We start from the raw sequence: 21,043 nt of genomic DNA, 5'->3' as shown, positions 1-21,043 counted from the left end.
TTCTTAAGAAGAGCTTTTGGAATTGAAAGCCGCTTCATGTATAATAAAGTTGAAGATATCAAGAGGAGGGCGTATTTGTGAGTTACCAGGCTTTATACAGAGTGTTCAGGCCGCAGTTATTTGAAGATGTAGTCGGTCAGGAGCACATCACGAAAACGTTGCAAAATGCCCTTTTACAAAAGAAATTTTCGCACGCTTACTTGTTTTCCGGACCGAGGGGAACGGGAAAGACAAGCGCTGCAAAACTGTTTGCCAAAGCGGTCAACTGCGAGCATGCTCCAGTCAGTGAACCGTGTAACGAATGTTCCGCGTGCAAAGGCATTACAAACGGTGCGATTTCAGACGTAATCGAAATCGATGCCGCATCCAACAACGGTGTGGATGAAATACGCGACATTCGCGATAAAGTCAAATTTGCCCCGTCCGCTGTGACGTATAAAGTATATATCATAGATGAAGTACATATGCTTTCTATTGGCGCATTTAACGCACTTCTTAAAACACTTGAAGAACCGCCTGAGCATTGTATTTTTATTCTCGCAACGACAGAGCCTCATAAAATCCCTTTAACCATTATTTCTCGATGTCAGCGTTTTGACTTTAAAAGAATCACGTCCCAGGCGATTGTCGGACGAATGAACAAAATCGTTGAAACGGAGCAGTTCAAGGTGGAGGAAGGCGCCTTGGAAATCATTGCCGGAGCAGCAGACGGAGGAATGAGGGATGCTTTAAGCCTTCTGGATCAAGCGATATCCTTCAGCGGCGAGGAGCTTACGATCGATGATGCCTTGCTGATCACGGGAGCCGTGTCTCAGCATTATATAGGAAAACTGGCGAATTCGCTTTATGAAAAAAATGTTTCCGGCGCGTTAGAGACACTGAACGAACTGCTGCAACAGGGGAAAGACCCGGCAAAGCTGATCGAGGATATGATCTTCTATTTCCGGGATATGCTTCTCTATCAAACCGCGCCCGACTTAGAAGGCGTGCTTGAAAAGGTGAAAGTTGACGAAGAGTTCCGAAGCCTCTCCCGTCAAATTCCGGCGCCTGCTCTTTATGAAATGATTGATATTTTAAATAAAAGTCACCAGGAAATGAAATGGACGAATCATCCGCGCATCTTTTTTGAGGTTGCGGTTGTGAAGCTCTGCCAAGGAGCGGCAAAAGCGGAGGCGCCTTCAGCGGGGCAGCCGGAGGTGGAAAACCTCGTCAACAAGGTCCGCCTTCTTGAACAGGAAATTGAAAGGCTCAAAACATCGGGGATACAGGTTTCCGCGGCTCCAAGTCAGCCGAAGGAAGCGCCCCGTCCTCACAAAAGCGCGAAAAACGGATATAAGGCGCCTGTCGGTCGCATCCATGAAATTTTAAAAGACGCCACAAGGGCGGACCTCGAAAAATTAAAGGGCTTCTGGGGAGAGCTGCTTGCTCAGCTCAAACAGCAAAATAAGGTGTCGCACGCCGCTCTTTTAAATGACAGCGAGCCGGTGGCGTCGTCTTCCAAGGCATTTGTTCTTTCGTTTAAATATGAAATCCATTGCAAAATGGTTGCCGAGGATAATAATGGAGTCCGAACAAACCTCGAGCACATATTGGAGGGAATGCTCGGCCACAGAATAGATATAGTTGGCGTTCCTGAAGCCCAATGGGGTAAAATAAGAAAAGAATTTTTGCAAGATCATCAGCAGGAAGACACAGAAGCGAATGAATCAAAAGAAGAAGATCCGCTCATAGCAGAAGCGAAAAAGCTCGTTGGGGCGGAATTGATTGAAATTAAAGAATAAAACATGAAAGAGAGTGGATGATCAGTATGCGCGGTGGAATGGGAAATATGCAAAAAATGATGAAGCAAATGCAAAAAATGCAAAAGGATATGCAAAAGGCACAGGAAGAACTGGCTGAAAAGGTGCTTGAAGGCACAGCAGGCGGAGGAATGGTCACCGTTAAAGTGAACGGTCAAAAAGAAGTCATCGATGTAATCATTAACGAAGAAGCCGTCGACCCTGACGATGTAGAAATGCTTCAAGATCTCGTCCTTGCAGCGACAAACGACGCTTTGAAAAAAGTTGACGAAGTGACAAATGAAACAATGGGTAAGTTTACAAAAGGGATGAACATGCCGGGTTTATTCTAGGAGGAAAATAAGAATGCAGTATCCTGAACCAATATCAAAGCTGATTGACAGCTTTATGAAATTGCCAGGAATCGGACCCAAAACGGCGGTCCGTCTGGCTTTTTTTGTTCTCAGTATGAAAGAAGATGTTGTGTTAGATTTTGCAAAGGCATTGGTAAACGCAAAGCGCAATTTGACATATTGTTCGATATGCGGCCACATAACGGATCAAGATCCCTGCTATATTTGCGAAGATACGAGAAGAGACAAATCGGTCATATGTGTTGTTCAGGATCCAAAAGATGTCATTGCCATGGAAAAAATGAAGGAATACGAAGGCTTGTACCATGTGCTGCATGGTGCAATTTCTCCGATGGATGGCATTGGACCGGAAGATATTAAAATTCCCGAATTGCTGAAGCGATTGCAGGATGATCAAGTAACTGAAGTGATTCTCGCCACAAACCCAAATATAGAAGGAGAAGCAACTGCCATGTACATTTCGAGGCTTTTAAAGCCATCTGGCATCAAGCTGTCCCGCATTGCCCATGGACTTCCGGTCGGCGGCGATTTGGAATATGCAGATGAAGTCACTCTTTCTAAAGCGCTAGAAGGCAGACGTGAAATGTAGAGGGAGGATTGCAAGACCATGGGTTTTCTTCGGAAAAAGAAGCTTAGAAAAGAATTTGATAACAAGCTGGTTGAACAGCTGATGCAGCAAAAAGAAGAATGGAACAGGCAACAGCGGCTGATTGAAAACAGCCTTGAGCCTTCCGCTGAAGTCCTCTACGAGTTGAAAGTAGCTGAAGCAAAGTACTTTTTTTATTTGCGGGAAGCCAAAAAAAGAAACTTAAGAATCGGCGGATGGAAGTAGCAGGTCTATTTACGTGAATCTCTTCATATGCTTGTACTAGAAAAGGTGAGGAGTGAGAGAGTTCATGGGATCTGTTATCATTATCGGGGCAATTGCGGCTTTGGTTGCCCTGCTGTTTTTTTCAAAGACCGCCTTTAAACCTTTAAAATGGATCGGGACGATTGCCGTTCGATTGATCATCGGCGCCCTGTTGTTGTTTTGTGTAAATCTGTTTGGAGAAAGCATTGGCATTCATGTGCCGATTAATATTGTGACAACGGGGGTCAGCGGATTATTAGGTGTACCGGGGGTAGCGGCTCTCATCGTAATTAAACAATTTATCGCTGTTTAAATTATTGTTGACATCTGTTCTTAAAGGTGTTAAATTTATATTCGTCGCTAATGACGAATTATTTTTTTTTTTGAAAAAAGTTATTGACGACACATCAGATTGATGTTAATATATTATAGTCGCTTCGAGAGAGGCAACGAAGTTCTTTGAAAACTAAACAAGACAAAACGTACCTGTTAATTCATTTTTATAAATCGCACATGCGAATGTGCGTAGTCATTATCAAACTTTTCATGGAGAGTTTGATCCTGGCTCAGGACGAACGCTGGCGGCGTGCCTAATACATGCAAGTCGAGCGGACCGACGGGAGCTTGCTCCCTGAGGTTAGCGGCGGACGGGTGAGTAACACGTGGGTAACCTGCCTGTAAGACTGGGATAACTCCGGGAAACCGGGGCTAATACCGGATGCTTGATTGAACCGCATGGTTCAATCATAAAAGATGGCTTCGGCTACGCATCGTCGCCTTGGTGAGCCATTACCTCACCAACTAGCTAATGCGCCGCGGGTCCATCTGTAAGTGATAGCCGAAGCCATCTTTTATGATTGAACCATGCGGTTCAATCAAGCATCCGGTATTAGCCCCGGTTTCCCGGAGTTATCCCAGTCTTACAGGCAGGTTACCCACGTGTTACTCACCCGTCCGCCGCTAACCTCAGGGAGCAAGCTCCCATCGGTCCGCTCGACTTGCATGTATTAGGCACGCCGCCAGCGTTCGTCCTGAGCCAGGATCAAACTCTCCATAAATGGAACACAGATGAGTCTGTGTGACCTGCATCGTGCAGGCCTGTTTGATAATGACTACGCACACTCGCATGTGCGATTTATAAAAATGAATGAACAGGTACGTTTTGTCTTGTTTAGTTTTCAAAGAACTTCGTTGCCTCTCTCGAAGCGACTATAATATATTAACATCAATCTGATGTGTCGTCAATAACTTTTTTCAAAAAAAAAAATAATTCGTCATTAGCGACGAATATAAATTTAACACCTTTAAGAACAGATGTCAACAATAATTTAAACAGCGATAAATTGTTTAATTACGATGAGAGCCGCTACCCCCGGTACACCTAATAATCCGCTGACCCCCGTTGTCACAATATTAATCGGCACATGAATGCCAATGCTTTCTCCAAACAGATTTACACAAAACAACAACAGGGCGCCGATGATCAATCGAACGGCAATCGTCCCGATCCATTTTAAAGGTTTAAAGGCGGTCTTTGAAAAAAACAGCAGGGCAACCAAAGCCGCAATTGCCCCGATAATGATAACAGATCCCACGAACTCTCTCACTCCTCACCTTTTCTAGTACAAGCATATGAAGAGATTCACGTAAATAGACCTGCTACTTCCATCCGCCGATTCTTAAGTTTCTTTTTTTGGCTTCCCGCAAATAAAAAAAGTACTTTGCTTCAGCTACTTTCAACTCGTAGAGGACTTCAGCGGAAGGCTCAAGGCTGTTTTCAATCAGCCGCTGTTGCCTGTTCCATTCCTCTTTTTGCTGCATCAGCTGTTCAACCAGCTTGTTATCAAATTCTTTTCTAAGCTTCTTTGACCGCGTCATCAAATGCCAGGACATCGCTGATGATGCCGATCGGATCATTTTGATGCGCCGCCCAGTCCGGCTTGCTGCCTTCAACGAATAAGAAGAAACCGTCTTTATCCTTGGACAGCGTCTGAATCGATTTTTTCGTCATCTTGATTCCCGTTTGCCGCGAGCGTTTTGACTTCTCCGCCGAGGGTTTCCACCTCTTTTTCAAATGCCGCTTTGTCTTTGTACCAGCGCTCTTCTTTCAGCGTGTCGATCGCAAAGCCGACATATAATTTGTCAGAATCGGCAGTCAGCTTTACTTTTTCCTCTTTTTCAGCACTCTTTTGCACAGTATTGAACGAGCACCCCGCTGCGGCGAACAGCAGGCCGAACAAGACGAGCGCAAACAGTCCTCTTTTCAAATTTGCTGTCAACATGAAAACCTCCCATTTCATTGAAACATCACAGTTTAAACCGCTTGATCATCCCGTTCATCCGTTCGACCATTTCTCCGAGCAGGCGGGCGCTTTCATCCACTTTTTCAATGGAACCGCTTTGTCCATTGATTTTGTGCAGAATGACAGAAAGGGTTTCAATGACGAATACACCGCCGATGTATCAAAAGGGGACGGAGATTTTTAACAGAAGGCAGATTTCGATCGTCTCAGTCGAGGAATGTCTGGTGATGGCTGAAAAGCTCGGCGTTCCCGCCGTTTTGCCCGAATGGCTCGGAGCCAATATCGCCTTGAGCGGCCTGCCTCATTTGACATCCTTGAGAGAGGGAAGCCGATTGATCTTTCCGAGCGGGGCCGCACTTTTATGCGAAGGTGAAAACGAACCGTGCATTCAGCCCGGGGAAGTCATTCAGCAACAGTTTCCGGACAAGCCGGAGCTTGCTTCCCGATTTGTGCGTCATGCGATGGGCAGAAGAGGAATCGTCTGCGTTGTCGAACGCCCGGGCCTTATTTTTCAAGGTGATCATGCGGAAGTATGGTCCTATTCGCCTAATGCGGTAAAGGGTGACGCCAGGTCATTTGCATAGCCGAAGCAGGAGACCCTTGAAAAAGGGTCTCCTGGAGCATTTCGGCGATTCCCTTGTCAGCAGCTGTGAAAATCGTTCCGATGCCAAGGCCTCTTTAGACAGCGGAGAGGTTTCAATCACGCCCCAATTTCTGTTTGATTTCCTGGATTTGCTGAATATGCCGTTTTTCATGATGACCGATAAAATCGATCCATTGCCTGACCGTCAGTTCTTTAAAGACCGGATGAGGCAATACCCGCTGAAAATCTTCTTCCTGAAAGGCGGCGATGACGGAGGTCAGCTGTGTTCTGACATTGTCCAGCTCAGCCTTGATCGTTAACAAATCTGTGTTTTTTCTTTCAGGCTCGACATGTTGAGGCGCTTTTCGTTTAGGGCTTCGCTCCTCCGCGATCTTGACGGGCTTTTCTTCTATTGTTTTGATCGGTGCATGCTGAATTTTTTCTTTGAACAAATGAGCGGCCATCAAATCGATCTTTTTCAAATGATCCAGCACTTCTTGAACGCTCCATTCTTCCTCTGCCGGCCTTTTATTCAAATCCTCATCTGACAGGCCTTGAAGTTCGCTCCAAAGTTCTTTTCTCGCTTCATTAAAAATGCTCATCGTGAATCCCCCCTGTGTTAACTTTACCATAATGAACGCTGGTAAAATAAATAAGCGCTCGATTTTTATATCATATTCAGATATGCTTAAGAAAAATGAATGAGAGAAGGGGCTTTTTTGAAATCGAATCTGTATCCGTATGCTTCTGTACATTCCTCCAGCGCTCGGATTTGCGGCCTACACATCCCACGAAGTATCCGGAATCATTGTCATCCAAACTTTTTCTGCCACCCTTTCAGCTCTCTGGTCTTTACGAAAAGACAAGCTGATCCATTATCAGCTCGTTTTGTATATGGGTAGCGCTATTATTATCGGAAGTCTGTTGGGAGGATCCTGGGCGCTGTCATCGGCTTTTTAATCAGCTATTTTGCCATTTATAAAAAGACAAAATTGTTATAAAGGAGAGGGAAAATGATTGACATTCAGCACATTCACCACTCATTCAAAATCGGAAAAAAAGGCAGAGAAAGCGAAATTAAGGTATGATAAATTATTGATCCGGAAAAGAGATTTCCGCGTTGTTTTGTTATATAATTTCAAATGATACTCTAATTGTAATTATGAAACTTTGAATATGCTAAAAAAGTTAAGGACTAAAGTACTGGTGGGAGTGTACTCGAATGGCAGCGTTGTTTAAATTTTTTCAGCGCCGATGGTAGTTGGGGGCTTCCCCCTGTGAGAGTAGGACGCCGCCAAGCAATGTAAAAGACCAGCTTTAAATAAGCTGGTCTTTTTTATTGTTTTCTCACCTGGAAAATGATTTTATAGCAAAGAAAAATGACGAATAACAGGCCAACGCTTATGAATAAGCCGATTCGTTCGCTCGTATGAATCATAGCGCCGGAGAGTGCCAGCAAAATAAAACCGATGCCTAAGTATGAAGTGAAAGGATATCCGAATGCTTTAAATGATGTTTTATTTTGATATGTTGGATGGAGTTTAATATGAGAAGCCAGGATAATGATCCAATTTAAAATCAGCATAACTCCGGCGGAAGTGGTGATATACTCATACATATTGCTTGGTAACAGATACGAGAAAAAAATCGAAATACATAATCCTAAAGCCGTAAGCGAGAGTGATTTAAAAGCAATGCCGCGGCTGTTTTTTTCTTGTAAGCCTTTAGGAGCATCGCCATCTTGAGCTAAAGAAATCATGACATGGCTTACTGAAAACAATGCACCGACCATTGTTGAAAATGCTGCACTAATGATGATGGCGTTAAATATTGAATCGATATAAGGGATTTGAAAAGCTGCCAGTGCGGTTACAAATGGACTTTCCGACTCGTTAACGGTTGTCCAGTCCACCATAAGAAATATCAGCAGCAAGGCTGCCAAGTAGATGGAGACGAGCGGAATCGTCAATCCAAACCCCGCCTTGGGAATTTCATTTTTATTTTCAAGCTCTGATGATACGACACCGATAACAGCAATACCGCCAAAAGAAAAAAAGACAAAAATAAGCGCTGACCATAAACCGATAACGCCATTTGGAAACAGCGCTCCGAAAGCCACCGATGCAGTCCCTGCAGCATCCTTCGGGTTGACCACACCAAAAACAAACAAAAGGCCAAAACATACAAACGCAATTAAAGTTGAAAGTTTGATGATAGCAAATATAGATTCGATTTTTCCAAAGTTTTTGACTCCCAAAAGATTGATGCCAATTCCCAACCCGGAATACATGATTGAAAAAACCCATAATGGAATATAGGGAAACCAAAATTGTGTGAATGTGGCAAGTGCAACGACTTCGCTGGACATGATAAAGATGCCCGCCAGCCAATACATCCAGCCAGACATAAAGCTTATCGGGTGACCGTATGCTTTTCTGGCGTAGGTTCGAAATGAGCCCGCCTGGGGATCATTGACGGTCATTTCCGCGAGTGCGCTGAATACAAAAAAAGTTGTCAGACCGGCTATCATATAGCCAAGTAAAACAGAAGGACCAGCGGTTTTTATCGATAGTCCCGTCCCTAAAAAAAAGCCTGCGCCAATAATGGAGCCGATGCCAATCAGAGAGAGCTGCCACCATTTCAGTTCTGGCCCCTTTCCCTGCGCTGCTTGTTTTGCCTGCTGATGTTTTACGGTTTGCTTGATGAGATGAGGATCTTTCATCAGACTCAGTCCTTTTAAAATCGATAAAGGTATTATTTCCATTTTCCCGAATTCTATCATGAGCAGGTCAAGCTCATTTGCCGGAAAATCCGCACATAGATGACGTTGATACAGACACCTAATGCCCAGCGCCTACATATACTGATCTAACCTTCAAAAACTTTCTTAATTTTGTATACAAATATTAAAGGTTGGAAATACTTATACCATGGAGGTGGAATGGATGAGTAAGTCTGATCATGGGGAAACGTGTATCATTTGTGAACAAATAAAAAGCGAAGGAATTCACCTTTATACTAAATTTTTATGTGAAGATTGCGAAAAAAAGATTATATCGACATCAACGTCTGACCCTCAATACTCTGATTATGTAAAAAAATTAAAAAGTCTCCGCACACCGCCATTGTATTCTTAGACCGTTTCAAGGTCTTTTTTTTTGCCTATCGATCGGGAGTCTTTCAGATCCTATCAGAGCACGGTATAATAAAGATGGGAAACATGCGGATTGTTTCGGGACATCGGATTGAGATGTCTTTTTTGATATATGACAGCGGCTTTTTAGCTTATGAAAGAATGGATGAGGAGGAGATGATGTGATGAAACCGATTTGTCGCTTTTTACTTCGTACTGTAACCGCAAGTACAATGTCCGTATTCCTTTGGTTTACCAGTTTCTTTGCCTTTGACCAGACATTTCTCCTGTCCTCTCTTTATGCGGCAGGAGCTTGGACTGTCATTTATGCCGGGGGAAAGTGGTATGGAACCTATTTATTTTTAAGAGACAATCAGCTTACAAGACGCGAATATGCCTATATTAAACAAAATTTGCGGGAAGCAAAAGAGAAAATAGCCCGTTTAAGAACAGCGCTGTTTGCAGTGAGACATATCCAAACGATAAAACAGAATTTTGAAATTTTGCGCATCGTCAGAAGAATTTACACGATCACAAAGAAAGAGCCGAAGCGTTTTTATCAAGTGGAACGCTTTTATTATCAACACCTTGATTCAATTGTTGAATTGACAGAAAAATATGCTTTGTTAGCCTCACAGCCAAAGCGGAATGCGAAGCTGGAAGTGTCGTTGAGCGAAACGCGAATGACAATTGACAAGCTTGCAAAACAATTGGAAGAAGACCTTTACTGCCTGCTGAAATCGGATATCGAACACCTGGAATTTGAGCTGGATGTCGCCAAAAATTCGTTGAAGAAAAGCTGAAGGAGGAGAGATGAATGACTGAATCCAATCCTTCACAGCGAAAGGTCGTAGCAGGACGTGATCTTCTTGTCGATCCTTATGGACAAGGAGCAGATGTATTGTCTGAAAAAAACCGGAGGCGGGCATTACAGCTGGCTGAACAGATTGATCCGAAAAATCACCAGAGCATCACACAATTTGGAGCTCAAACTCAATTAAAACTGGCTGATTTTTCTCATGCCTTTTTGGAGCATGTTCAAAAGAACGATGCAGGCGAGACCGGAAACGTTTTAGGAGAGCTGGTGAAAAAGCTTAAGCAGGTCAGCCCTGATGAGTTGCAGCCGAAAAAACGGAGCTTCTTTTCCCGCTTTTTCGGAGGGGGTTCCCATTCCGTCCAAGAGGTTTTATCACGGTACCAAAAAACTGCCGTCCAAATTGACAGAATCAGTGTAAGGCTTGAATATTCCAGAACAGCATTGATCGGTGATCACAAAATGCTTGATCAGCTTTATGAAAAGAATCGGGAATATTACGAGGCGTTGAATATTTATATTGCCGCCGGAAGGCTGAAACTGGAGGAATTGCACACAAAAATTATTCCCAAGCTGAAGGAAGAACTAAAAACGGAGCGGCATCATATGGCCGCCCACGACATAAACGATATGATTCAGTTTGCCGACCGGCTGGAAAAACGTCTCTACGATTTAACAGTGAGCAGGCAGATTACGCTGCAAAGCGCGGCGCAAATCCGGCTCATTCAGCATACAAACCAAGTATTGGCCGAAAAGATCCAGTCTTCAATTATAACAGCCATTCCTCTGTGGAAAAACCAGGTGGCTATTGCGCTTGCCCTGCTGAGGCAGCACCGCGCTGCAGAAACGCAAAAGCAAGTCTCCGACACGACAAATGAGCTTCTCATCAAAAATGCAGAGATGCTGAAAGCCAATTCAGTTGAAATCGCCAAAGAGAAAGAACGCGGCTTCGTCGACATTGAAACCTTGAAAAAAGTGCAGGACAACTTAATCGGCATAATTGAAGAGACCCTCAACATTCAAGAAGAGGGACAGGCAAAACGGCTGAAGGCTGAAGAAAAAATAAGGCAGCTTGAGGGAGATTTTAAAATGAAGCTTATGAATATGAAAGACGATCGGTAAATTTCCAAAAGGTCTTCCTTTAAGTCAGGCATTTTCAAAGGTATAATAAGGTCAGCATCCACTTGATGAGAGATGTTTGAATAAAGAGAGATGCCGGGAAGGATTTCCGGGCTTACATAAAAGGATCGGTATACATGAAAACACCTTTATATACAGCATTGGTTCACCATGCAGAAGGAAATCATCAATCTTTTCACGTTCCGGGACATCACAATGGAGATGTCTTTTTTGATGAAGCGAGAACCCTGTTTGAATCCATCCTGAAAATCGATGTCACCGAATTGACGGGTCTTGATGATTTACATGAGCCGTCAGGTGTTATAAAGGAAGCACAGGATTTAACCTCAGAGCTTTATGGTACAAAAGAAAGTTTTTTTCTCGTTAACGGATCAACGGTCGGCAATCTGGCCATGATTCTTTCAGTCTGCGGACCGGGTGATGTCCTGCTCGTTCAGCGAAATTGCCACAAGTCGGTATTTCATGCGGTTGAACTGTCGGGCGCCCAGCCGGTGTTTTTGACGCCTGAAGTGGATGATGCGCTTGATGTTCCAACCCATGTTCTGCAAAAGACCGTCCAAGATGCGATTTTAAAGCATCCGTCGGCAAAAGGGCTGATGCTGACATATCCTAATTACTACGGACATGCCGTCAACCTTCAACCCGTTATCGCTGAAGCCCATAAGCATGACATACCTGTCTTAGTCGATGAAGCCCATGGCGCCCATTTTATATTGGGCCGTCCATTTCCCCAGCCGGCATTAGAAGCCGGTGCGGATGCCGTCGTACAGTCAGCACATAAAACGCTGCCGGCGATGACAATGGGCTCCTACCTTCACCTCAACAGCGGGAGAATCAACAGGGACAGGCTGAAGCATTATGTGACCGTACTTCAAAGCAGCAGCCCTTCCTATCCGATTATGGCTTCTTTGGATTTAGCCAGGGCCTATGCCGAGGAGATCATAAAATCGCATAGAATAACAAAGATTGAAAAAGGGATCAATGAAATAAAAGAGCATTTCTTCAAAATCAAAGGACTGGAAATCGTAGAACCGGCTGATCCCGGCGTTCGGCAGGACCCTTTGAAGCTTTGTGTCAGGTCGCTTCATGGCCACTCCGGCTATGAATTGAAAAGCATCTTTGAGGCGAACGGGGTCCATCCCGAGTTAGCAGATGAAAAGCAGGTGCTGTTCATCCTTCCACTGGAGGGGAAAAGCAGACTCACACCGGAGCTCATCAGGAAGATTGAAAAGGGAATCGATCACTGGCCGGCCGCCAAGCAAAGCCGATCCCGGATCGAGCTGCCTATAGAAAAAATCACCACCTTGCCTTTTGAAAAAAGCGTCCTTTCCTCTTTGAAAAAAGAGGCGGTGCCATTGAGCAGGGCTGCCGGCAGAATCAGCGCCGAGCAGGTGATTCCATATCCGCCCGGCATTCCTTTGATCATGGCGGGGGAAAGAATAACCGAAGAGAGCATCAGCCAGTTGTCACGGCTTATCGACCTGAATGTTCACATTCAGGGAGGCGTTCACTTGGAGGATAAACAAATAACTGTCTATATAGAAGAGGAGTAATCATGAGCGGTTTATTTATTACTTTTGAAGGTCCTGAAGGTGCAGGAAAAACAACCGTCCTTGAGGCCGCAGCCCAAATATTGATGAAAAACGGCCATTCCGTTCTTGCAACAAGAGAACCGGGAGGCATTGACATATCCGAACAGATTCGCGAAGTCATTCTTAATCCGAAAAATACGGATATGGACCCTAAAACAGAGGCGCTTTTATATGCAGCGGCAAGGAGGCAGCACCTTGTTGAAAAAGTCAAACCCGCCCTTGATAAGGGGCAAATCGTCTTGTGCGACCGGTTCATCGACAGCTCCTTGGCTTATCAAGGATATGCAAGGGGACTTGGAATGGACGAAGTTCTTTCTATCAACCAGTTTGCGATCGGCGGTATGATGCCGGATGTGACCATTTTCTTTGCGATTGAACCCGAGGAAGGCCTCAAACGGATCAATGCAAATGAAGACCGGGAAAAGAACCGTCTCGATCTTGAACAAATTCACTTTCACAAGCGGGTTCAGGAAGGCTACCAAGAGGCGATCAAACGGTTTCCCGACCGTTTTCAAACGGTTGACGCCAGCCAGACATTTGAAGATGTATTAAAAAGGGTAAATCAAATTATTAATGAAGCGTTAAAAAATCGACTGTGACCTGATTACCAATCGTTGTTATAATGGAAACAAGAATATCCTTAGGCGTTTCCAATCAAAAGGAGGCTTTTCATATGAAGTTAATTATAGCTGTTGTTCAGGATCAAGACAGCAATCGGCTTTTAAAGGCTTTGACCGATCATAATTTCCGCGTGACCAAGCTGGCGTCAACCGGCGGTTTTCTGAAATCGGGAAACACCACCTTCATGATGGGCGTTGATGATATTCGAGTGGATAAAGCGTTAAGTCTGATAAAAGAAAACGGAAGCAAACGGGATCAGCTGATTGCGCCTGTCTCTCCGATGGGAGGAAATGCGGATTCTTATGTTCCTTATCCGGTTGAAGTTGAAGTAGGCGGAGCAACCGTTTTTGTACTGCCAATTGAGCAATTCCATCAATTTTAAGGGTTGAGGATATGAAAATAAGTCAAGAACTGCGGACGATGATAGAAAAACAGCAGGCTCCTGCAATCAGAGGAGAAAATGCTGCTGCTTCTTTTAAGGAAAAGATGAATATACAAAGCGGTAAGCTCAGGTTTGAACAGCTGACGATGCTTTTGACCGATATCGAAACGTTTGGCAAAAGACTGAAGAAATCAAGAAACTTCAAGGACTTGGCAAGATTTAAAGGCTTGATCAAACGTTTTGTGAAAGAAGCCGTGGAAAACGGTTTAACGCTTGAGAATTCAAGGAGTTTCGATTTATACGGAAACAGCAGAACGCTAAGCATCGTCAAGGAGCTTGACGAAAAGCTTGTACAGTTGACAGAGGAATTAATGGATCAAGAAAAGCCCTCTATCGAATTGTTGGAACGAATTGGGGAAATAAAGGGTTTATTGATAAACCTTTACACATAGAGAGTGATGGTATGGCTACAACCTGGACAGACATGCAAAAGCTTCAGCCGCGTGTCATGAAGCTTTTGCAAAACAGTATAGAAAGAAATCGTCTTGCACACGCTTATTTGTTTGAAGGCCGTAAAGGAACAGGCAAGCTGGATGCGGCCATATTGCTGGCGAAAAGTTTTTTTTGTCTGAAAAACGGTGCGGAACCTTGTGAATCCTGCCGAAACTGTCAGCGGATTTCTTCCGGCAACCATCCTGACGTACACGTCGTTCATCCTGATGGCTTATCCATCAAAAAAGGACAGATTCAGGCTCTTCAAGAGGAATTTTCAAAAACGGGCTTGGAATCGCATAAAAAGCTGTACATTATCTCCCATGCAGACCAGATGACGGCAAATGCGGCCAACAGTCTGCTGAAATTTTTGGAAGAGCCGAACAGCGATACGATAGCCATTCTTTTAACGGAACAGCAGCACAAGCTGCTTGATACGATTATATCGCGGTGTCAGGTTCTGTCTTTTCAATCGCTTTTGCCCGAATCGATTGAAAAGGAGCTGATCAAGCAAGGCGTCACACAGCAACTTGCTGCGATTTTGTCGAATATGACCAACAATTTATCGGAAGCGCTCGAATTAAGTCGAAATGATCAGTTTGCAGAGACGAGAGCGAAAGTGATAAAATTGTATGAAGTCTTACACCAGCGAAAAGGACATGCTTTTTTCTATATTCAAGATCAGTGGATGCCCTTTTTTAAGGAGAAAGACCATCAAGAAATGGGTCTTGATATGCTTTTATTTATATATCGTGATGTGTTGTCTATTCAGATCGGACATGAAGATAAAATATTATTTCAGGACTTATTCCAATCATTAAAACAGCACGCGCTGCAATCAACACAACAAAGAGTGACAAACCAGATTCTTGCTGTTTTAGAAGCAAAAAAACGGCTTTATTCCAATGTGAATGCCCAAGGTTTAATGGAGCACTTGGTTTTAATGCTGCAGGAGGGATAAGCTTGTATAACGTCATAGGTGTTCGCTTTAAAAAAGCGGGCAAAATTTATTATTTTGATCCAAACGGATTTCAGATAGATAAAGACAGCTGCGTCATCGTTGAAACGGTTCGCGGCGTTGAATACGGGCAGGTTGTCATCGCGAATAAGAAGGTGGACGAAAACGACGTTGTGCTGCCGTTGAAAAAAGTGATCAGGGTGGCGGATGAACGCGACCGGCTGATTGTGGAAGAAAATCAGGAAGCTGCACTTTCCGCCTTTGACGTATGCCAGAAAAAGGTCAATGAACACGGCTTGGAAATGAAATTGGTCGATGTCGAGTTTACCTTTGACCGAAACAAGGTTATTTTTTATTTTACGGCCGACGGAAGAGTGGACTTCAGAGAGCTTGTTAAGGATTTGGCATCCATCTTTAAAACGAGAATCGAACTGAGACAGATCGGTGTAAGAGATGAAGCCAAGATGCTGGGCGGCATCGGGCCTTGCGGAAGAATGCTGTGCTGTTCGACGTTTCTTGGCGATTTTGAACCGGTTTCTATCAAAATGGCAAAAGACCAAAATCTGTCCCTTAATCCAACGAAGATTTCCGGTCTATGCGGACGGCTGATGTGCTGTCTGAAATACGAAAACGATGAATACGAAACAGCCAAAGAACAGCTTCCGGATATCGGAGAAGTGATCGCCACGTCCAACGGACCGGCAAAGGTCGTCGGACTGAATATTCTCGAACGCATCCTGCAAGTCGAATTGACAGATTGTGAAAAAGTCGTTGAATACACGTGGGATGAGCTGTTGCAAGAAGGTGTCGTATCTGCACAAACCACAGATTGACGAGGTGTGAAACCTTGGATAAAAAAGAATTGTTTGATACAGTCATAAGTTTAGAAGAACAAATCGGATCCCTGTACCGGCAGCTTGGAGACCTTAAGCAGCACATCGGGGAAATGATCGAAGAAAATAATCATTTGCAGCTGGAAAACGAACATCTGCGAAAGCGGTTGGAAGAGACAGATCAAAGGCTGAATGCGGCAAAAGCGGATGAGAAAGAGATAAAAGCGGAAAAGACAGGGCATGCTGATATTGGAGAGGGCCACGATAATTTGGCGCGCCTGTATCAGGAGGGCTTCCACATCTGCAATATCCACTACGGAAGCGTCCGCAAAGAAGGAGACTGTCTGTTCTGCCTGTCGTTTTTAAATAAAAAATAAAAGCAAGGGCTTCCGGCAGACGGAAGCCCTTTTCACAGGACAGAAAGGGAAAAAACATGATTCAATTAAAAGATGATGAACGACTCGATTATTTGCTGGCAGAAGATATGAAAATCGTGCAAAGTCCGACGGTTTTTGCGTTTTCTTTAGATGCGGTGCTGCTGTCAAAGTTCGCCTATGTTCCCATCCAAAAAGGGAAAATCATTGATTTATGCACAGGCAACGGGATTGTTCCCCTGCTTCTCAGCACCCGTTCAAAAGCGGACATCACCGGGGTTGAAATCCAGGAAAGGCTTTATGATATGGCGCTTCGCAGTGTGGCCTACAACAATCTGGAACAGCAGATTGATCTCATCAGGGATGATTTGAACAATATGCCGCAGGTGCTTGGCTATAACAAAGCTGATGTTGTCACTTGCAATCCCCCTTATTTTAAAACTCCGCAAAAAACGGAGCAAAACCTGAATGAACACCTGGCTATAGCCAGACATGAAATTTACTGCACGCTGGAAGATGTGATTCGAGTCAGCAGCAAGCTTTTAAAACAAGGCGGAAAGCTGGCTCTCGTTCACAGGCCGGGCAGATTGCTCGAAATCTTTGAATTAATGAAGGCATATCAGATTGAACCGAAACGTGTGCAATTCGTTTATCCGAAACAGAGCAAAGAAGCTAATACCATTCTGGTGGAAGGCATTAAAGACGGCAGGCCCGACCTTAAAATTTTGTCTCCTCTGTTTGTATATGACGAGAATGACCAATATACAAACGAGATAAGGAAGATTTTATATGGAGACAAATGATCATTACTTTTATGTGCTGTCATGTGCCGACGGCAGCTTATATGCGGGCTATACGAACAATCTCGAAAAACGACTGAAAACCCACAATGACGGAAAGGGCGCCAAATATACAAGAGCGAGGCTGCCGGTCACGCTCCATTATGCGGAGCGCTTTCCAACAAAACGGGAGGCGATGCAAGCTGAGTATTATTTCAAAAAATTATCGAGAAAAAACAAAGAACATTATATAGAAGAAAAGCAAAAACGAAGGGAGGCTGTTGATCATCAATCGACAAAAGAGCTTTGCTCAACAATCAGAGATGGGCATTCTATACCTCGTGCCGACGCCAATCGGTAATTTGGAGGATATGACATTTCGGGCCATTGATACATTGAAAGAGGCTGACGTCATCGCCGCGGAGGACACACGGCAGACAAAGAAACTGTGCCATGTCTATCAAATTGAAACACAGCTGGTCAGCTATCATGAACATAACAAAGAAAGCAGCGGACATAAAATTTTGGAATGGCTGAAGGATGGGAAAAATGTCGCTTTGGTCAGCGATGCGGGCATGCCGACAATCTCTGATCCAGGCGCCGAAATCGTCCGCGATTTTATCGCGATCGGCGGGTACGTTGTGCCTCTGCCGGGGGCGAATGCGGCTATGACCGCGCTGATCGCTTCGGGCATCGCTCCCCAGCCATTCTTCTTTTTCGGCTTTTTGGACCGGAATAAACGCGAAAGAAAAAAGCAGCTTGAGGCGTTGAAAAACAGGCGGGAAACGATGATTTTTTACGAATCTCCCCATCGGCTCAAGGAAACGCTGACGGCGATTTACGATGTGTTTGGCAACCGCAACATTGCCGTGACAAGAGAGCTGACAAAGAAATTTGAAGAATTTATAAGAGGGACGATCGAAGAAGTGCTGGCATGGACCGAGCAGGAGCAAGTGCGCGGAGAATTTTGCCTTGTGATTGAAGGGGCCGGCGAAGAGGTTGTCGAAGAAGCGCTTTGGTGGGAGAATCTATCAGAAAAAGAACATGTTGAATATTATATCGGCAAAGGACTCCATTCGAAAGAAGCGATCAAAAAAACCGCTGCCGACCGAAGCGTTCCCAAACGAAAAATTTATGAAGCCTACCATATACAAAACTAAAAAAACCGCTCTTGCTTCCGCAAGAACGGTTTTTGTATAATCAAAATAATTATTTTTGAGATTGAAGTTGTGCTTGAATCTCGTTGATGATTTGCTCAGCGCCTTCTGGGCTAAGAACCAATTTACCGCCGGCAAGTTTAAGGTTGTCATCAGAAACTTCACCTGTTACTTGGCAAGTCATGTTTGGTTTATATTTTTTCAAGATGATTTTTTCGTCGTCAACATAGATTTCAAGAGCGTCTTTTTCTGCGATTCCAAGTGTACGGCGAAGTTCAATCGGAATCACCACGCGTCCTAGCTCATCAACTTTACGTACGATACCTGTAGATTTCATATTCATTCTCCTCCCGAAAGATTCTTATTTTAATAGGTGTTATTATCTTCGTCATTATTCGACAAAATCCTTACAGTCCTAGCATAACAAGGTTTCCAATAAACGTCAATCATTTTCTTTTCTATTGATTGTAAAAATTACATCATATAGTCAAAAGACCTTGTGAGAACTGATTAAACAAGGGATTTGAAGATGATAAAACCAAGTTATAGTCTTGAAAAATGCCCTTAAATCAAGACTTTCGAACTAAGGTTTTTCTTCATATCGATTATATACGACATTATTCGACAATGAAAGCATTTTTTTGTCGAAGTATAATTTTTCTTTTCAAATCAAAAATTGTAATCGACTGCATTCATTGTTTGTCGACAATGTATATTTTCTTGAACTTAAAGGCTAAGATGGTATCATATATAGAGGGATTATATATTGAGTATATAGTGAATGAATGCACATGCCGCTCTCGTCCTTTGGGCGGGAGTTTTTTGACATTTTAATTGGGAGGTTCCATGATGCCGCAAGAAAAGAATACGTTTTACATTACAACACCGATCTACTATCCAAGTGGAAAGCTACATATTGGTCACGCCTACACAACCGTTGCCGGTGATGCGATGGCCCGGTACAAAAGACTGCGGGGCTTTGATGTAAGATACTTAACAGGAACAGATGAGCACGGACAGAAAATCCAACAAACAGCGGAGAAGGAGAATATCACTCCGCAGGAATTGGTCGATCGTGCGGCAGAAGACATTCAAGAGCTCTGGAAAAAGCTAGATATATCCAACGATGATTTCATTCGAACCACACAAGAACGGCATAAAAGTGTGATCGAAAAGGTTTTTCAAAAGCTGCTCGACAACGGCGATATTTATCTTGATCAATATGAGGGCTGGTACAGCATCCCTGATGAAACATTCTACACCGAAACACAGCTTGTCGATGTTGAACGCAATGAAAAAGGCGAGGTGATCGGCGGAAAAAGTCCTGACAGCGGGCACCCCGTTGAACTGATCAAGGAAGAATCCTATTTCTTCCGTATGGGGAAATACGCTGACCGCCTTCTCGCTTTCTATGAAGAGAATCCTGAATTCATTCAGCCTGAATCCCGCAAAAACGAAATGATCAACAATTTTATTAAACCGGGTCTTGAAGATTTAGCTGTCTCCAGAACGACATTTGACTGGGGCATCAAAGTGCCGGGAAATCCAAAGCATGTCATCTATGTATGGATCGATGCGCTGTTTAACTACATCACGGCTCTGGGCTTTAATACAGCAAATGATGAAAATTATCAGAAGTATTGGCCGGCTGATGTTCACCTGGTCGGCAAGGAAATCGTCCGCTTCCATACCATCTATTGGCCGATCATGCTGATGGCATTAGACCTTCCATTGCCTAAAAAGGTTTTTGCCCACGGCTGGCTGTTAATGAAAGATGGAAAGATGTCTAAATCAAAAGGGAATGTAGTCGATCCTGTGACACTGATCGACAAATATGGCCTTGATGCACTTCGCTACTATCTGCTTCGCGAAGTTCCGTTTGGATCTGATGGTGTATTCACACCGGAAGGATTTGTTGAGCGGATAAATTATGACTTGGCGAATGACTTGGGCAACCTTTTAAACAGAACGGTCGCCATGATCAACAAATATTTCGACGGACAGATCCAAGCTTATGAAGGCCCTGTAACGGCTTACGATGAATCGCTGTCTTCATTTGCAAAAGAGACGATTCAAGCGTATGAGCGGGCGATCGAAAACATGGAGTTTTCTGTTGCACTTTCGTCCCTCTGGCAGTTTGTCAGCAGAACCAATAAATATATTGATGAAACAGCACCATGGATTCTTGCGAAAGATAAAGAAAAAGAAAAAGAGCTTCAATCTGTGATGTACCATTTAGCTGAATCGCTGAGAATCACCGCTGTGCTGCTTCAGCCGTTTTTAACGCAGACGCCTGAAAAGATTTTTTCACAGCTGGGCATTTCCGATCCTTCATTAAAAGGATGGGATAGCATTGACAGCTTCGGACAATTAAAGTCGGTGCAGGTTCAAAAAGGAGAACCGTTGTTTCCGCGGCTCGATGCTGAGGAAGAAGTCGCATATATTAAAGCAAAAATGCAGGGAGCGGCTCCAAAAGAAGAAGCGAAAAAAGAAGCGAAAGCGCCTGAACGGCTCCCGGAGATTACAATTGATGATTTTATGAGCACGGAGCTGCGGGTTGCTGAAGTCATTCGTGCGGAACCTGTCAAAAAAGCTGACCGGCTGTTGAAGCTTCAGCTCGATTTAGGCTTTGAAAAGCGCCAGGTCGTTTCGGGAATTGCGAAACACTACAAACCTGAGGAGCTCATCGGCCGAAAAGTGATTTGCGTAACCAATTTAAAACCGGTCAAGCTAAGAGGCGAGTTGTCTCAAGGCATGATTTTAGCCGGAGAGGATCAAGGTCTTCTTTCACTGGCATCCGTAGACAGTTCACTGGCGAACGGGACACGTATTAAATAAATCAGACCAATAGCAAAAGGTGTTTCACGTGTAACATTTCGT

At 44.0% G+C, this 21,043-nt stretch carries 26 protein-coding genes, 3 pseudogenes and 1 other annotated feature; of the genes and pseudogenes, 21 read left to right on the top strand and 8 right to left on the bottom strand.

Going from position 1 to position 21,043, the window contains the following annotated elements; all coding sequences use genetic code 11:
- Positions 1-77: 77 nt before the first annotated feature.
- The 5 genes from dnaX to M654_RS00360 all read left to right on the top strand — a co-directional run bounded on the left by dnaX (position 78) and on the right by M654_RS00360 (position 3,315).
- Positions 78-1,781 (top strand): DNA polymerase III subunit gamma/tau, encoded by a 1,704-nt coding sequence (gene dnaX / locus M654_RS00380; RefSeq protein WP_026586109.1) that lies wholly within the window; start codon positions 78-80, stop codon positions 1,779-1,781.
- A gap of 26 nt (positions 1,782-1,807) precedes the next feature.
- The gene (locus tag M654_RS00375; RefSeq protein ID WP_026586110.1) at positions 1,808-2,131 is read left to right on the top strand and encodes a YbaB/EbfC family nucleoid-associated protein; all 324 of its coding nucleotides are present in this window, start codon (positions 1,808-1,810) and stop codon (positions 2,129-2,131) included.
- Between the two features lie 13 nt (positions 2,132-2,144).
- The gene (recR, locus tag M654_RS00370; RefSeq protein ID WP_026586111.1) at positions 2,145-2,741 is read left to right on the top strand and encodes a recombination protein RecR; all 597 of its coding nucleotides are present in this window, start codon (positions 2,145-2,147) and stop codon (positions 2,739-2,741) included.
- 18 nt (positions 2,742-2,759) lie between these two features.
- Positions 2,760-2,984, top strand: coding sequence for a YaaL family protein (locus tag M654_RS00365; RefSeq protein ID WP_026586112.1), 225 nt, complete (start codon positions 2,760-2,762; stop codon positions 2,982-2,984).
- Between the two features lie 64 nt (positions 2,985-3,048).
- Positions 3,049-3,315, top strand: coding sequence for a pro-sigmaK processing inhibitor BofA family protein (locus M654_RS00360; RefSeq protein WP_026586113.1), 267 nt, complete (start codon positions 3,049-3,051; stop codon positions 3,313-3,315).
- Positions 3,316-3,592: 277 nt separating this feature from the next.
- Positions 3,593-4,013: a sequence feature (most likely nonfunctional fraction of RNA operon), on the bottom strand.
- Positions 4,014-4,330: 317 nt separating this feature from the next.
- Here the strand turns inward: M654_RS00360 and M654_RS00355 are convergent.
- The 4 genes and pseudogenes from M654_RS00355 to M654_RS00340 all read right to left on the bottom strand — a co-directional run bounded on the left by M654_RS00355 (position 4,331) and on the right by M654_RS00340 (position 5,284).
- Positions 4,331-4,597 carry a pro-sigmaK processing inhibitor BofA family protein gene (locus M654_RS00355; RefSeq protein ID WP_026586113.1) on the bottom strand — a complete coding sequence of 89 codons (267 nt, stop codon included), beginning with the start codon at positions 4,595-4,597 and terminating at the stop codon, positions 4,331-4,333.
- Between the two features lie 64 nt (positions 4,598-4,661).
- Positions 4,662-4,880, bottom strand: coding sequence for a YaaL family protein (locus M654_RS00350; RefSeq protein WP_163170574.1), 219 nt, complete (start codon positions 4,878-4,880; stop codon positions 4,662-4,664).
- Positions 4,861-5,019 (bottom strand): annotated as a pseudogene (locus tag M654_RS00345) (alkaline phosphatase); the annotation flags it as partial. The gene M654_RS00350 and the pseudogene M654_RS00345, both read right to left, overlap by 20 nt.
- Entirely contained in the window at positions 4,976-5,284 is a 309-nt protein-coding gene (locus M654_RS00340) for a hypothetical protein (protein WP_236251178.1), read from the bottom strand. The gene M654_RS00340 and the pseudogene M654_RS00345, both read right to left, overlap by 44 nt.
- 173 nt (positions 5,285-5,457) lie before the next feature.
- Between M654_RS00340 and M654_RS00335 the strand changes: the two are divergent.
- Positions 5,458-5,889 (top strand): annotated as a pseudogene (locus tag M654_RS00335) (MOSC domain-containing protein); the annotation flags it as partial.
- 112 nt (positions 5,890-6,001) lie between these two features.
- On the opposite strand, the gene M654_RS00330 reads toward M654_RS00335, so the two are convergent.
- Entirely contained in the window at positions 6,002-6,490 is a 489-nt protein-coding gene (locus M654_RS00330; protein WP_026588414.1) for a DinB family protein, read from the bottom strand.
- 321 nt (positions 6,491-6,811) lie between these two features.
- Between M654_RS00330 and M654_RS24265 the strand changes: the two are divergent.
- A pseudogene (locus tag M654_RS24265) lies at positions 6,812-6,889 on the top strand (hypothetical protein); the annotation flags it as partial.
- Between the two features lie 335 nt (positions 6,890-7,224).
- On the opposite strand, the gene M654_RS00320 reads toward M654_RS24265, so the two are convergent.
- On the bottom strand, positions 7,225-8,610 hold the full coding sequence (locus tag M654_RS00320; RefSeq protein WP_035428869.1) for an amino acid permease: 1,386 nt from the start codon (positions 8,608-8,610) through the stop codon (positions 7,225-7,227).
- Between the two features lie 184 nt (positions 8,611-8,794).
- The gene (locus M654_RS24260; protein WP_442858855.1) at positions 8,795-8,899 is read right to left on the bottom strand and encodes a hypothetical protein; all 105 of its coding nucleotides are present in this window, start codon (positions 8,897-8,899) and stop codon (positions 8,795-8,797) included.
- Here M654_RS24260 and M654_RS00315 point away from each other — a divergent pair.
- From M654_RS00315 to rsmI, 13 genes are all read left to right on the top strand, one after another.
- Positions 8,864-9,025 carry a sigma factor G inhibitor Gin gene (locus M654_RS00315; RefSeq protein WP_442858869.1) on the top strand — a complete coding sequence of 54 codons (162 nt, stop codon included), beginning with the start codon at positions 8,864-8,866 and terminating at the stop codon, positions 9,023-9,025. The genes M654_RS24260 and M654_RS00315 overlap by 36 nt on opposite strands.
- Before the next feature lie 181 nt (positions 9,026-9,206).
- The gene (locus M654_RS00310; RefSeq protein ID WP_026589844.1) at positions 9,207-9,824 is read left to right on the top strand and encodes a 5-bromo-4-chloroindolyl phosphate hydrolysis family protein; all 618 of its coding nucleotides are present in this window, start codon (positions 9,207-9,209) and stop codon (positions 9,822-9,824) included.
- A 14-nt stretch (positions 9,825-9,838) separates the two neighbouring features.
- Positions 9,839-10,957 carry a toxic anion resistance protein gene (locus M654_RS00305; protein ID WP_026589843.1) on the top strand — a complete coding sequence of 373 codons (1,119 nt, stop codon included), beginning with the start codon at positions 9,839-9,841 and terminating at the stop codon, positions 10,955-10,957.
- A 134-nt stretch (positions 10,958-11,091) separates the two neighbouring features.
- Entirely contained in the window at positions 11,092-12,528 is a 1,437-nt protein-coding gene (locus M654_RS00300; protein WP_026589842.1) for an aminotransferase class I/II-fold pyridoxal phosphate-dependent enzyme, read from the top strand.
- Positions 12,529-12,530: 2 nt separating this feature from the next.
- Entirely contained in the window at positions 12,531-13,166 is a 636-nt protein-coding gene (gene tmk / locus M654_RS00295; protein WP_026589841.1) for a dTMP kinase, read from the top strand.
- A gap of 74 nt (positions 13,167-13,240) precedes the next feature.
- Entirely contained in the window at positions 13,241-13,570 is a 330-nt protein-coding gene (locus tag M654_RS00290) for a cyclic-di-AMP receptor (protein ID WP_026589840.1), read from the top strand.
- Between the two features lie 11 nt (positions 13,571-13,581).
- Positions 13,582-14,022, top strand: a complete 441-nt coding sequence (locus M654_RS00285; protein ID WP_026589839.1) for a YaaR family protein — start codon at positions 13,582-13,584, stop codon at positions 14,020-14,022.
- A gap of 11 nt (positions 14,023-14,033) precedes the next feature.
- Positions 14,034-15,023: a DNA polymerase III subunit delta' gene (gene holB / locus M654_RS00280; RefSeq protein WP_026589838.1), complete on the top strand. Its 990-nt coding sequence runs from the start codon at positions 14,034-14,036 to the stop codon at positions 15,021-15,023.
- 2 nt (positions 15,024-15,025) lie between these two features.
- On the top strand, positions 15,026-15,853 hold the full coding sequence (locus M654_RS00275) for a competence/sporulation regulator complex protein RicT (RefSeq protein WP_026589837.1): 828 nt from the start codon (positions 15,026-15,028) through the stop codon (positions 15,851-15,853).
- Positions 15,854-15,867: 14 nt separating this feature from the next.
- A complete protein-coding gene (yabA, locus tag M654_RS00270) occupies positions 15,868-16,230 on the top strand; it encodes a DNA replication initiation control protein YabA (protein WP_026589836.1) in 363 nt (120 codons plus the stop codon).
- Positions 16,231-16,286: 56 nt separating this feature from the next.
- A complete protein-coding gene (locus M654_RS00265; RefSeq protein WP_026589835.1) occupies positions 16,287-17,030 on the top strand; it encodes a tRNA1(Val) (adenine(37)-N6)-methyltransferase in 744 nt (247 codons plus the stop codon).
- Positions 17,017-17,367 carry a GIY-YIG nuclease family protein gene (locus M654_RS00260; RefSeq protein ID WP_051290501.1) on the top strand — a complete coding sequence of 117 codons (351 nt, stop codon included), beginning with the start codon at positions 17,017-17,019 and terminating at the stop codon, positions 17,365-17,367. The genes M654_RS00265 and M654_RS00260 overlap by 14 nt, the downstream gene beginning before the upstream one ends.
- A complete protein-coding gene (rsmI, locus tag M654_RS00255) occupies positions 17,291-18,166 on the top strand; it encodes a 16S rRNA (cytidine(1402)-2'-O)-methyltransferase (RefSeq protein ID WP_026589834.1) in 876 nt (291 codons plus the stop codon). The genes M654_RS00260 and rsmI overlap by 77 nt, the downstream gene beginning before the upstream one ends.
- 49 nt (positions 18,167-18,215) lie before the next feature.
- Here the strand turns inward: rsmI and M654_RS00250 are convergent, their stop codons facing one another.
- Positions 18,216-18,506: a transition state genes transcriptional regulator AbrB gene (locus M654_RS00250; RefSeq protein ID WP_085959887.1), complete on the bottom strand. Its 291-nt coding sequence runs from the start codon at positions 18,504-18,506 to the stop codon at positions 18,216-18,218.
- Between the two features lie 506 nt (positions 18,507-19,012).
- Between M654_RS00250 and metG the strand changes: the two genes are divergently transcribed.
- Positions 19,013-21,001, top strand: a complete 1,989-nt coding sequence (metG, locus tag M654_RS00245) for a methionine--tRNA ligase (RefSeq protein ID WP_026589833.1) — start codon at positions 19,013-19,015, stop codon at positions 20,999-21,001.
- Positions 21,002-21,043 lie beyond the last annotated feature (42 nt).

The organism is Bacillus sp. NSP9.1, from assembly GCF_000465465.2.
GTDB lineage: Bacteria > Bacillota > Bacilli > Bacillales > Bacillaceae > Bacillus > Bacillus sonorensis_A.
This window is presented reverse-complemented; position numbering and strand designations above follow the sequence as displayed.

What these genes read in the sequence shown, in the direction of transcription:
- M654_RS00330 (WP_026588414.1), bottom strand. Translation starts at nt 6,490, where the DNA reads ATGAGCATTTTTAATGAAGCGAGAAAAGAACTTTGGAGCGAACTTCAA.
- M654_RS00350 (WP_163170574.1), bottom strand. Translation starts at nt 4,880, where the DNA reads ATGACGCGGTCAAAGAAGCTTAGAAAAGAATTTGATAACAAGCTGGTT.
- M654_RS00360 (WP_026586113.1), top strand. Translation starts at nt 3,049, where the DNA reads ATGGGATCTGTTATCATTATCGGGGCAATTGCGGCTTTGGTTGCCCTG.
- M654_RS00265 (WP_026589835.1), top strand. Translation starts at nt 16,287, where the DNA reads ATGATTCAATTAAAAGATGATGAACGACTCGATTATTTGCTGGCAGAA.
- M654_RS00300 (WP_026589842.1), top strand. Translation starts at nt 11,092, where the DNA reads ATGAAAACACCTTTATATACAGCATTGGTTCACCATGCAGAAGGAAAT.
- recR (WP_026586111.1), top strand. Translation starts at nt 2,145, where the DNA reads ATGCAGTATCCTGAACCAATATCAAAGCTGATTGACAGCTTTATGAAA.
- M654_RS00320 (WP_035428869.1), bottom strand. Translation starts at nt 8,610, where the DNA reads ATGAAAGATCCTCATCTCATCAAGCAAACCGTAAAACATCAGCAGGCA.
- M654_RS00305 (WP_026589843.1), top strand. Translation starts at nt 9,839, where the DNA reads ATGACTGAATCCAATCCTTCACAGCGAAAGGTCGTAGCAGGACGTGAT.
- M654_RS00310 (WP_026589844.1), top strand. Translation starts at nt 9,207, where the DNA reads ATGAAACCGATTTGTCGCTTTTTACTTCGTACTGTAACCGCAAGTACA.
- M654_RS00365 (WP_026586112.1), top strand. Translation starts at nt 2,760, where the DNA reads ATGGGTTTTCTTCGGAAAAAGAAGCTTAGAAAAGAATTTGATAACAAG.
- holB (WP_026589838.1), top strand. Translation starts at nt 14,034, where the DNA reads ATGGCTACAACCTGGACAGACATGCAAAAGCTTCAGCCGCGTGTCATG.
- M654_RS00375 (WP_026586110.1), top strand. Translation starts at nt 1,808, where the DNA reads ATGCGCGGTGGAATGGGAAATATGCAAAAAATGATGAAGCAAATGCAA.
- M654_RS00250 (WP_085959887.1), bottom strand. Translation starts at nt 18,506, where the DNA reads ATGAATATGAAATCTACAGGTATCGTACGTAAAGTTGATGAGCTAGGA.
- M654_RS00290 (WP_026589840.1), top strand. Translation starts at nt 13,241, where the DNA reads ATGAAGTTAATTATAGCTGTTGTTCAGGATCAAGACAGCAATCGGCTT.
- M654_RS00260 (WP_051290501.1), top strand. Translation starts at nt 17,017, where the DNA reads ATGGAGACAAATGATCATTACTTTTATGTGCTGTCATGTGCCGACGGC.
- M654_RS00340 (WP_236251178.1), bottom strand. Translation starts at nt 5,284, where the DNA reads ATGTTGACAGCAAATTTGAAAAGAGGACTGTTTGCGCTCGTCTTGTTC.
- tmk (WP_026589841.1), top strand. Translation starts at nt 12,531, where the DNA reads ATGAGCGGTTTATTTATTACTTTTGAAGGTCCTGAAGGTGCAGGAAAA.
- M654_RS00285 (WP_026589839.1), top strand. Translation starts at nt 13,582, where the DNA reads ATGAAAATAAGTCAAGAACTGCGGACGATGATAGAAAAACAGCAGGCT.
- metG (WP_026589833.1), top strand. Translation starts at nt 19,013, where the DNA reads ATGCCGCAAGAAAAGAATACGTTTTACATTACAACACCGATCTACTAT.